1 pseudogene is annotated in these 1,263 nt (G+C 62.3%); it reads right to left on the bottom strand.

Features of this window, described 5'->3' with window-relative positions:
• Positions 1–1,136: pseudogene (locus INT29_RS19890) on the bottom strand (DDE-type integrase/transposase/recombinase); the annotation flags it as partial.
• Positions 1,137–1,263 lie beyond the last annotated feature (127 nt).

The following is a 1,263-nucleotide window of genomic DNA, read 5'->3' on the forward strand; positions in this document are numbered from 1 at the left end:
GGCCCGCGCGTCGCCCAGGGACGCGAAGCGATCGGGGAAGGTTGGCCCGTACTTCATGGTTTTGAAGAGACTTTCGCTGTACGGGTTGTCGTTGCTCACCCGGGGCCTGGAATGGGATCGGGTGACCTCCAGATCCGAGAGCAGTCCGGCAACGGTCTTCGACGTCATCGAGGTCCCGCGGTCGGCGTGGACGACTTCGGGGATGCCGTGGATGCCGAAGATCTCCTTCATCATCTCCACCGCCAGGACCCCTGATTCGGTGGCGTGCACGTGCGCGCCGACGATGAACCTCGAATGGATGTCCACCATCAGGTAACAATCGAAGTACTTGCCCTTCACCGGGCCAGCCAGCTTCGTAATATCCCAGCTGAGCACCTGACCAGGTGCGGTAGCGACCAGTTCCGGAATGGCCCGGGCCGGGTGCTTGGCCAGCCGGCGGCGCTCCTTGACCTGCTCGTTCTCCTGCAGGACCCGGTAGAACGTGGAGACCGAGCCCAGGTAGATGCCCTCATCGAGTAGCTTCGCGTAGACCTGCAGGGGCGCCAAGTCCACGAACTCCGGGGAGTTCAGCGCGGCCAGGATCTCGGCCCGCTCCGCGGCACACAGCTTGTTTGGCGGCACCACCGGCTCGTGGTCCACCGGGGCGGCAGGTTTACGGTAGATCGTGGTGCGTGAGAGGCCGAGCAGGGCCGCGGCCTGCCGCGTCGGAACAGCCGCCTCCACCAAATGCCGGTAGGCGCTGGTCATTTCTTCCTGGACTTCGGCTCGTCCGGTGATTCCTTGATGGCGTTCTCGAAGAACGCCGAGAGTTTTTCCATGATTCCCAAGGCAGCCTCGGTTCGTTCCAACCGGCCCTCACTCACCTCCAGCTGGCGGCGCAAACGCGCGATCTCGGCCTGTTCTGCAGAGAGCTTGCCAATGGTTTCCCCGGGCTTCTTTCCGGTGAGAGCACCGGCATCACGAAGCTTTCGCCATTCAGCGATCTGCGAGGAATACAAACCCTGTTCCCGCAGAAAAGCACCGCCCTCCTTGCCGGTGCAGGCGTCCTCGTACTGGGTCAACAACTCAAGCTTCTGCGCGGGAGTGAACGACCTTCGACGGGTCGGTCCACCGGCACGCGGTCCGGAACTATTCATGGACCCATTTTGGCCTACTTCGGCCACAACGAGATTCGACATATTGATTGGTTTCCTGGTTCTCGCCCTACGTGGTCGGACTGATTTGCTCTGTCACCGTGGTCCCGCTCCAGCCTGACACGTAGGG

Origin of the sequence: Brevibacterium sp. FME37 (assembly GCF_014897485.1) — a bacterium.
GTDB lineage: Bacteria > Actinomycetota > Actinomycetes > Actinomycetales > Brevibacteriaceae > Brevibacterium.